Annotated in this window: 12 protein-coding genes and 1 pseudogene; 8 read left to right on the top strand and 5 right to left on the bottom strand. The window is 28.1% G+C overall.

Annotated features, from left to right (window positions below; all coding sequences use genetic code 11):
• Window positions 1-335 precede the first annotated feature (335 nt).
• Genes ruvX through OL66_RS02305 form a run of 8 tightly spaced genes read left to right on the top strand, consistent with a single transcriptional unit; the run spans window position 336 to window position 4223 of the window.
• Window positions 336-791 (top strand): Holliday junction resolvase RuvX, encoded by a 456-nt coding sequence (ruvX, locus tag OL66_RS02270; RefSeq protein ID WP_011160678.1) that lies wholly within the window; start codon window positions 336-338, stop codon window positions 789-791.
• A 1-nt stretch (window position 792) separates the two neighbouring features.
• Complete coding sequence (locus OL66_RS02275; RefSeq protein ID WP_034172293.1) at window positions 793-1377, top strand: O-methyltransferase; 585 nt, start codon at window positions 793-795, stop codon at window positions 1375-1377.
• 52 nt (window positions 1378-1429) lie between these two features.
• Window positions 1430-1900, top strand: coding sequence for a transcription elongation factor GreA (gene greA, locus OL66_RS02280; protein WP_034172300.1), 471 nt, complete (start codon window positions 1430-1432; stop codon window positions 1898-1900).
• On the top strand, window positions 1890-2459 hold the full coding sequence (locus OL66_RS02285) for a YqeG family HAD IIIA-type phosphatase (protein WP_011160675.1): 570 nt from the start codon (window positions 1890-1892) through the stop codon (window positions 2457-2459). The genes greA and OL66_RS02285 overlap by 11 nt, the downstream gene beginning before the upstream one ends.
• Before the next feature lie 7 nt (window positions 2460-2466).
• Complete coding sequence (yqeK, locus tag OL66_RS02290) at window positions 2467-3045, top strand: bis(5'-nucleosyl)-tetraphosphatase (symmetrical) YqeK (protein ID WP_034172294.1); 579 nt, start codon at window positions 2467-2469, stop codon at window positions 3043-3045.
• Entirely contained in the window at window positions 3042-3602 is a 561-nt protein-coding gene (gene rsmD, locus OL66_RS02295; protein WP_011160673.1) for a 16S rRNA (guanine(966)-N(2))-methyltransferase RsmD, read from the top strand. Before yqeK ends, rsmD begins: the two co-directional genes overlap by 4 nt.
• A gap of 53 nt (window positions 3603-3655) precedes the next feature.
• On the top strand, window positions 3656-3871 hold the full coding sequence (locus OL66_RS02300; RefSeq protein WP_011160672.1) for a YneF family protein: 216 nt from the start codon (window positions 3656-3658) through the stop codon (window positions 3869-3871).
• Between the two features lie 4 nt (window positions 3872-3875).
• A complete protein-coding gene (locus tag OL66_RS02305) occupies window positions 3876-4223 on the top strand; it encodes a super-infection exclusion protein B (protein ID WP_034172295.1) in 348 nt (115 codons plus the stop codon).
• 88 nt (window positions 4224-4311) lie between these two features.
• Here OL66_RS02305 and OL66_RS02310 read toward each other — a convergent pair whose 3' ends face one another.
• The 5 genes and pseudogenes from OL66_RS02310 to OL66_RS03995 form a co-directional block, all read right to left on the bottom strand.
• The gene (locus OL66_RS02310; protein WP_034172296.1) at window positions 4312-4740 is read right to left on the bottom strand and encodes an OsmC family protein; all 429 of its coding nucleotides are present in this window, start codon (window positions 4738-4740) and stop codon (window positions 4312-4314) included.
• A gap of 100 nt (window positions 4741-4840) precedes the next feature.
• A complete protein-coding gene (locus tag OL66_RS02315; protein WP_034172297.1) occupies window positions 4841-5650 on the bottom strand; it encodes a lysophospholipid acyltransferase family protein in 810 nt (269 codons plus the stop codon).
• A complete protein-coding gene (locus OL66_RS02320) occupies window positions 5644-6135 on the bottom strand; it encodes a dihydrofolate reductase (RefSeq protein ID WP_011160668.1) in 492 nt (163 codons plus the stop codon). The genes OL66_RS02315 and OL66_RS02320 overlap by 7 nt, the downstream gene beginning before the upstream one ends.
• Window positions 6132-6998: a thymidylate synthase gene (locus tag OL66_RS02325; protein ID WP_034172298.1), complete on the bottom strand. Its 867-nt coding sequence runs from the start codon at window positions 6996-6998 to the stop codon at window positions 6132-6134. Before OL66_RS02325 ends, OL66_RS02320 begins: the two co-directional genes overlap by 4 nt.
• 44 nt (window positions 6999-7042) lie before the next feature.
• A pseudogene (locus OL66_RS03995) lies at window positions 7043-7362 on the bottom strand (dipeptidase PepV); the annotation flags it as partial.

Genomic DNA, 7362 nt, shown 5'->3' on the forward strand with positions numbered 1-7362 from the left:
AAATTTATAATAAAAAAATCCTCAAGGAAAAAATTCCTAAAATTCCTAAAATTATTAAAAATAATCAAAATTCCTAAAAATTGTTAAAAGGTGTTCGAAATGACAAAAAACAACAAAATAAAAAAGAAAAAAATAATCAAAGCGGAAGAAAAATTAAAATTAAACCCTTTTAAAACCCCAAACCCACTATTTTTCAAATCTTTTAAACAATTATTAATAAAATTATTTGCCCAAAAACACAAAAAAATTGATAAAATGAAGTTGAACCAAAACCAAGAAAAAAAGAATAATTTTTATCATTCAAACCATTTTTTGACAAATGAGAATGTTTTATTATGTTAAAATGCCAAAATAATGCATCTTTGGGGTTGGATTTAGGTGAAAAAACTTTAGGAATTGCTTTATCACAAACAGGAATTATTGCCCAAAACCTCAAAACTATTTTTTTTGCCACCCACAAATACGATCGATTGATTGCACCTTTACAAGAAATCATTTTTCAATATCAAATTAAAACAATTGTTTTGGGATACCCCAAACACATGAACAACGACATAGGAATTAAAGCCAAAATAAGTAGTGATTTTAAAAAAACGCTAGAAAACAAGTTTGAGCAAGTAAAAGTAATTTTATGGGATGAACGTTTATCTACCGTACAAGCAATCCAAATGTTAAAAACCAATAACAAAAAAAAGGGCAAAATTTTACAAATGAAAGACGAAATTGCAGCAACCATCATTTTACAAAATTATCTCGATTATATCAAATTACACACAAACAAAGAGCATTGAAATGTTTGATTTTAACAAAGAAAAAAACTTACAAAAATTAAAAAAATACGCCCAAGAAAACAAAATCCCCATTATCCAAGACCAAGGATTAGCTTTGTTACTTGATGTAATTTCACAAAACAAAATCACAAATATTTTAGAAATCGGAACTGCCATTGGATATAGCGCTTTGGCTATGAGCTCTCTTAGCACTAAAATTGATACTTTAGAAAGAGATTTTATAAATTATAATTTAGCTAAAAACTTTTTAAAAGAAACTCCCTATCACATAAATGTAATTTGGCAAGAGGCGTTAATTTATCCTACTTGCAATTTAAAAAAATATGATTTAATTTTTATTGATGCTGCCAAAGCCCAATATCAAAAGTTATTTTGCAAATATGCTCCTTTACTCAAAAAACAAGGCATTATCGTTTTTGATAACCTTAATTTAAGTTGTTTTAAAAAAGCCAAAACGACTAAAAATAATCAAGGAATTTTCAAAAAAATGCATAATTTTAAAACTTTTTTAACAAATCACCCAGATTTTTGCACCACTTTTCAAGATGTAGGTGATGGGTTGATTATTTCTTATCTCAAAAAATAATTTAGGAATTTTGAAAAACCATCAAAAAATAAAAAAAGAAGGTCTTTTATTTATGAATAATAAAATTTATGAACTTACCCAATCAGGAATAGAAAAATTAAAAAAAGAATTAACTTTTTTAAAAGAAGTTAAAAGAAAAGAAAATTTAGAAGCTTTAAAAGAAGCGCGCGAACAAGGAGATTTATCCGAAAACGCTGATTATGATGCTGCTAGAAACGAACAAGCTTTAATAGAACATCGCATCTCAGAAATCCAAAATATTTTAAAAAATGTCCGCGTAGTTAAAGTTTCCAAAGAAAGAGAAGTAAGTATTGGCAAAAAAGTATCTTTGGAGCTTTTACACACCAAACAACAACAAGAAATTGAATTAGTAAGCACCTTGGAAGCAGATCCTTTTAACAACAAAATTTCGATTGAATCTCCTTTAGGACAAAATATCAAAGGGCACCAAATAGGAGATGTTGTTTTTGTTACCGGCGAAACTGGAAACACTTTTAGAGTCAAAATTGTAGATGTCCAATAAAATGACTTGCCCCAACAAACTTTTCATCCCTCAACACTATTTTCCTTGTGTCTTGCAAATTCCTTTTGAGTTGTTTCAAAAACAAGGCATTAAAGCGTTAATTTTTGATCTAGACAATACTTTAATTGAATGCAACAAAGATATTTTAGATGAACAAATTAAAAACCTTTTAACTAAATTATCTCTTATTTTCAAAGTCGTTATTCTTTCTAATGCCTCTAAAAAACGCCTCCACAAAGTTTTAAAAAATGATTTTACTTTTATATATTTAAATTTATTAAACAAAAAACCATCCCCTACAGCTTTTCAAAAAGCATGCCAACTTCTCAAATTGGAAACCACACAAATGTTGATGATAGGAGACCAACTTCAAACAGATATCAAAGGAGCTAATCAAGCAGGTTTTTGTTCTTTATTGGTAAAACCCCTAAATCGCTTTCAAGAAAGCGCGTTTACCAAATTCAATCGTTTTTATCGTGAAAAAAAGTTTTTAACCAATCTCAAAAAACAAGATTATCACCTTTGGAAAAAAAAATTTCAAGACTTTGAAGAAAAATGAAAATAATATGTTGTTACACAAAATTCGTCAAGCTGTCGAAACTAAATTAAAAAACTATCCTTTGCTGTTAGAACACACTATAAGAGTTTATCGCACTGCTACCAAAATGGCAAGACATTATAACAAACCTTTGTTGCCTATTCAAATTGCAGCTTTATTTCATGATTACACCAAAAACGACACCTTAGAACAACAAAAACCCTATCTTACTCAAGCCAATATCCAAAAATACAGCAAAACGCCTGCTATTTTTCACGCTCTATCTGCTGCAAACATCTTAAAAAAAGAATTTGGCATCACAAATGTCACTATTCTTAATGCCATCAAAAAACATGTTTGGGGTGATAAAAAAATGAATTATTGCGATAAAATTGTATTGTTAAGTGACAAATTAGAACCTCAACGAAATTTTTCCCAAATAAAATATTTTCAAAAGCTAGCCTACTTTAACCTCAATCAAGCCATATATGAACTTCTTAAAAGTAATTTTGATTATTTCAGCCAAAAAGGATCCCCTTTGCCTTACAATTACCAAGAAATTTTATCCTCTTTGAAAAACTCCATCAAAAGAAAAATATTTTCATGACAAAGACAACAATTATCATCGGAGGAAAATTCAAAGGACACAAAATCAAACTAGTGCCATCACCTCACACCAAAGCCACTAGCTCTTTGGTCAAAGAATCTCTTTTTAATACTTTGGGAGCCTCATTCCAAAACAAAATCTTTTTAGATTTATTTGCAGGCAACGGTTCTTATGGTTTTGAGGCTTTAAGCAGAGATGCTAAACAAGCCTATTTTGTGGATGCTTCATTAAAAGCTTTTCAAACCTTAAAAGAAAACCACCAAAAATTAAAACTGGATTTAGAACAAAGCATTATTTTTTATGGTCATTTTATTCAAGCTTTAAAAAAATTCCAAAAAGCCAACTTGATTTTTGATTTTATTATTTTAGACCCTCCTTATTTTAAAGATTTTTATTTACCTGCTTTTGAATATTTAGACAAATTAACACATCAAAATAGCATTATTATTTGTGAATTACATCGCAAAATTGTTTTGCCTACACAAATTAAAGAATTTGTTTTACAAAAAGAAAAACAATACGGTAATAAAAAAATTCAATTTTATCAAAAAATTTAGACTTTCACCAAGGAAAGAAAAAACAAAAAAGAAAAAGAAAAAAGGAGTTCAAAATGAACAATATTTGGTTATATGTAAATCCAATTATAGGATTTTTATTAGGCGGGGTTTTAGGAGCTTTTTTAATGTTTCATTGGTTTAAAAAACATTTACAACAAAATCCTCCCATCAGTGAAAAACAAATCAAAGAAATGTTTCGCCAAATGGGTCGTACCCCTTCTGAAAAACAAATTCGTCAAATTATGAACAGCATGAAACAAGGCAAATAAAATAATGTTTGAAAGTATCTTTTTTAAATTTATTTTTATTGTTTTTATTTTTCTTTTAGTTATTTTTATAATGAATTATTTTTATCGCAAAAATGTTAAAAACAAAATTATAAATTATTTATTGTCTTGTAGCAATTTAGAACAAGAAATATTAAAAAGTTTTTTGCAAAATCCTCACAAAACTTTTCCCTTGACAAAAGATGCCAACATTACCAAAAATTTATTACAATTGAATATCATTTTTTTAAAAGAAATAGTTTCGGATGCTAAATATAATAATTATGTTTTTAACCCTTTAATAAAAAAAATTATTCACAAAAATAAAGATTTAAAAAAAATTTACCATGAATAATTTTGATCATTTAAACATTTATAATTTCAAAGTTATATAATAAAAAAACACCTTTTAAAGGTGTTTTTTTATTATATCATGAAAAATTTTATTCTGTAATCAATTCATTGTAATTTGAAACTTTAACAGAAACATTTTCATCAGCACTAATTAAACGAGAAATAGGGCATCTTTTATGAGTTGCATCTGCGATTATTTCAGTTTGTTCCAGCGTCATATCTTGAATTCCTAAAATAGCAGTAGGTTTAAAATAAAAACCTTTATCATCTTTTTGCATTTCTAAAGTTACTTTTACTTTTAAATCTTTATTTGTATAGTCTTGTTCTGCTAAAATCTTTTTAGAAGTTTTATAAAAACAAATTGCCCAAGAAAGACAAAATAAATCAACAGGTCCTGATTGTTTGTTACTTGGTTCTAAAGCTGAAACTAATTTTTTAGTGATTCCTTCTTTTTCTTCAAAAAAACATAAATCATCTAAATGGGGATTAAAATAAGCAGTTGTTTTAAAAATAATCATATTATAAAACCTTTCTTTATTAAAAAAATATTTCTTTTTTATGCATTTCTTTAAGCATCTATTTTATTATAACATCAAAATAAGTTAAAATATAATTATTTTAATTAAAACTAGAGTTGATAATATTTTGCACATCAATAGCTACTTGATGCATATTTGTATTGCAATAATGATCGTATTTTAAAGGAGGATGAATAATTATTTCTACTACTTTTTTTTGCCAAAAACGCTTATTTTTGATTTGACTGGCTCCTTTGATAGTTAAAGGCAAAATAGAAGATTTACTTTTGCAAGCAATTTTAAAAGCCCCTCCTAAAAGTGGCATTGCTTGTTCGTTATTTCTATCTTTAATGCCTCCCTCAGGAAAAACTACCATTGCCATACCATTTTTAACTTTAGGCACTGCCTTTATTAAATTTTGGGCAGTTTTTCTGATATCATCCCTTGAGATTACCATACAATCCAAAGATAAAAAAGCTAATTTTAAAAACCATTCAGTTCCAAAAAAACAATTAAAATTTTGTTTGGGAGCAAATGATAAAGTTCTTGGAATAACGCTTGTAATAACAAAAGGATCGGTGTATGACTTGTGATTGGCATAAATAACAACATTTTCTTTTGAAGGGATTAAATGAGGATTTTGAACTACTACTTTAATTCTTAAAAAACGGTTGACAAAACGCGACAAACTACGCGAAACAAATCCTTTAAAATAATGATTAGGGCGGGAAAAAGTCATTAAAACGAGGCAAAAAACCAAAATTATAAACGTTATTAAAAAAGCCAACAACAAGCCCAAAATTAAATTAACTGGCAGTTTGTAGCAAAAAGAAAAATCAACTAGCATAGTTTTGGAAGTTTGCAAAAAAACAAATGTTAGCCAAACGACAACAAAAATAAAAGTTAACATTTGGGCGTATCTAATTTCTTTTGATAAATGGCAAAAATTAATTGTGGGTGAATTTCTTTTTGGATTAATTGGTATTGTGATAAGTCAATTTTGGGAAAAAAAACATTTCCTTGATGTCTTTGTAAAATGTGGGTGATGTATAAAGTTGTTACCCAAGGTAGGGTTTGTTGATAGATTTTTCCTCCACCAATAATAAAAATATCTTGGGCAGCATCACTTGCCATGAAGGATTGCAAATCAGAAACAACAGTACAATTAGGCAATTCCAAATCATGTTTTAAAGATGCTACATAAGTTTTTTTAAAATTAAAGGGCTTATTTTTGAAATAATTTTTTAAGGATTTATAAGTTTCATACCCCATTAAAACATTTTGATTAAGGGTAATTTTTTTAAAATATTGTAAATCTTGGGAATAATGCCAAGGTAGTTTGTTGTCTTTGCCAATCAAATAATTGCCGTCAAAGGCAGTAATTAAATTAATCATACAGCAATATCGCCTTTCAAAATGCCATCACATTGATAATTTTGCAAAGTAAAATCACTAAATTTAAAATCATCAATATTTTTGATGTCAGGATTTAAAATCATTTGAGGTAATTTTTTAGGAGTTCTTTGAATTTGGGTCTGAACTTGTGCAAGGTGATTGGAATAAATGTGGGCATCTCCTAAAGTATGGATAAATTCGTAAGGTTGTAAGTTAGTTACTTGTGCGACCATCATAAGTAATAAAGAATAAGAAGCGATATTAAAAGGTATTCCCAAAAAAACATCTCCACTACGTTGATATAGTTGCAAGGAGAGTTTTCCTTGATGAACGTAGAATTGAATTAAGACATGACAAGGTGGCAATGCCATTTGGTTTAATAAGGGCGGATTCCAAGAATTAAGAATCAAACGTCTGGAATTGGGATTGGTTTTGATTTCAGAAATTAAAAATTTGATTTGATCAACGCCATTAAAATCGCGCCATTGTTTACCATAAACAGGACCTAAATTACCGTGCTTTATGGCAAAAAGAGGATCATTTTTGATTTTTTCTACAAATTCTTTCAATGTTTCATTTTGAAAAAAAGCTGATTGTTGATATTTTTGATAAGGCCATTCATTCCAAATATTAACATTGTTTTGTACCAAATAACAAATATTAGTATCCCCTTTTAAAAACCATAAAAGTTCGTGGATAATTGATCTAAGATTCATTTTTTTAGTAGTTAACAAAGGAAAACCTTCTTCAAGATTAAAGCGCATTTGGTAGCCAAAAACACTTTTGGTACCTGTATTAGTGCGGTCGTTTCTAAAACTGCCTTTTTGCAAAATAAAACGACATAAATCTAAATAAGTATTCATAATTGTATAACTCCTTGTTTTTTAATTGAATAAATGTTTGATGTTTATCGGGACAAAAGATATAAAACTTCTGTGTAAATGGCAGTTAAGGTAATTAATTGGTCAATTGAAATAGATTCATCCACTTGATGAGCTAAAGACTTTTGATTGGGGAAAACAGGTCCGAAAGGAACTAAATTAGGGGCACATTTAGCATAAGTTCTACCACCACTACACAAAGGCGCAGTTAAAAAATCATGAGTATGTTTTTGATAAATATTTACTAAAGTTGTTATTAATTCGCTATTGGGATTGATATACATAATAGGATAATGAAAATCAGTTTTTAAAAGAAATTGATTCTTTTTGGCTGCTTTTTCCAATT

It is taken from the genome of Chrysanthemum yellows phytoplasma (assembly GCF_000803325.1).
Lineage (GTDB): Bacteria > Bacillota_I > Bacilli_A > Acholeplasmatales > Acholeplasmataceae > Phytoplasma > Phytoplasma asteris.

Coding starts and splice junctions, on each gene's coding strand:
- ruvX (WP_011160678.1), top strand. CDS start 336: ATGTTAAAATGCCAAAATAATGCATCTTTGGGGTTGGATTTAGGTGAA.
- OL66_RS02275 (WP_034172293.1), top strand. CDS start 793: ATGTTTGATTTTAACAAAGAAAAAAACTTACAAAAATTAAAAAAATAC.
- greA (WP_034172300.1), top strand. CDS start 1,430: ATGAATAATAAAATTTATGAACTTACCCAATCAGGAATAGAAAAATTA.
- OL66_RS02285 (WP_011160675.1), top strand. CDS start 1,890: ATGTCCAATAAAATGACTTGCCCCAACAAACTTTTCATCCCTCAACAC.
- yqeK (WP_034172294.1), top strand. CDS start 2,467: ATGTTGTTACACAAAATTCGTCAAGCTGTCGAAACTAAATTAAAAAAC.
- rsmD (WP_011160673.1), top strand. CDS start 3,042: ATGACAAAGACAACAATTATCATCGGAGGAAAATTCAAAGGACACAAA.
- OL66_RS02300 (WP_011160672.1), top strand. CDS start 3,656: ATGAACAATATTTGGTTATATGTAAATCCAATTATAGGATTTTTATTA.
- OL66_RS02305 (WP_034172295.1), top strand. CDS start 3,876: ATGTTTGAAAGTATCTTTTTTAAATTTATTTTTATTGTTTTTATTTTT.
- OL66_RS02310 (WP_034172296.1), bottom strand. CDS start 4,740: ATGATTATTTTTAAAACAACTGCTTATTTTAATCCCCATTTAGATGAT.
- OL66_RS02315 (WP_034172297.1), bottom strand. CDS start 5,650: ATGTTAACTTTTATTTTTGTTGTCGTTTGGCTAACATTTGTTTTTTTG.
- OL66_RS02320 (WP_011160668.1), bottom strand. CDS start 6,135: ATGATTAATTTAATTACTGCCTTTGACGGCAATTATTTGATTGGCAAA.
- OL66_RS02325 (WP_034172298.1), bottom strand. CDS start 6,998: ATGAATACTTATTTAGATTTATGTCGTTTTATTTTGCAAAAAGGCAGT.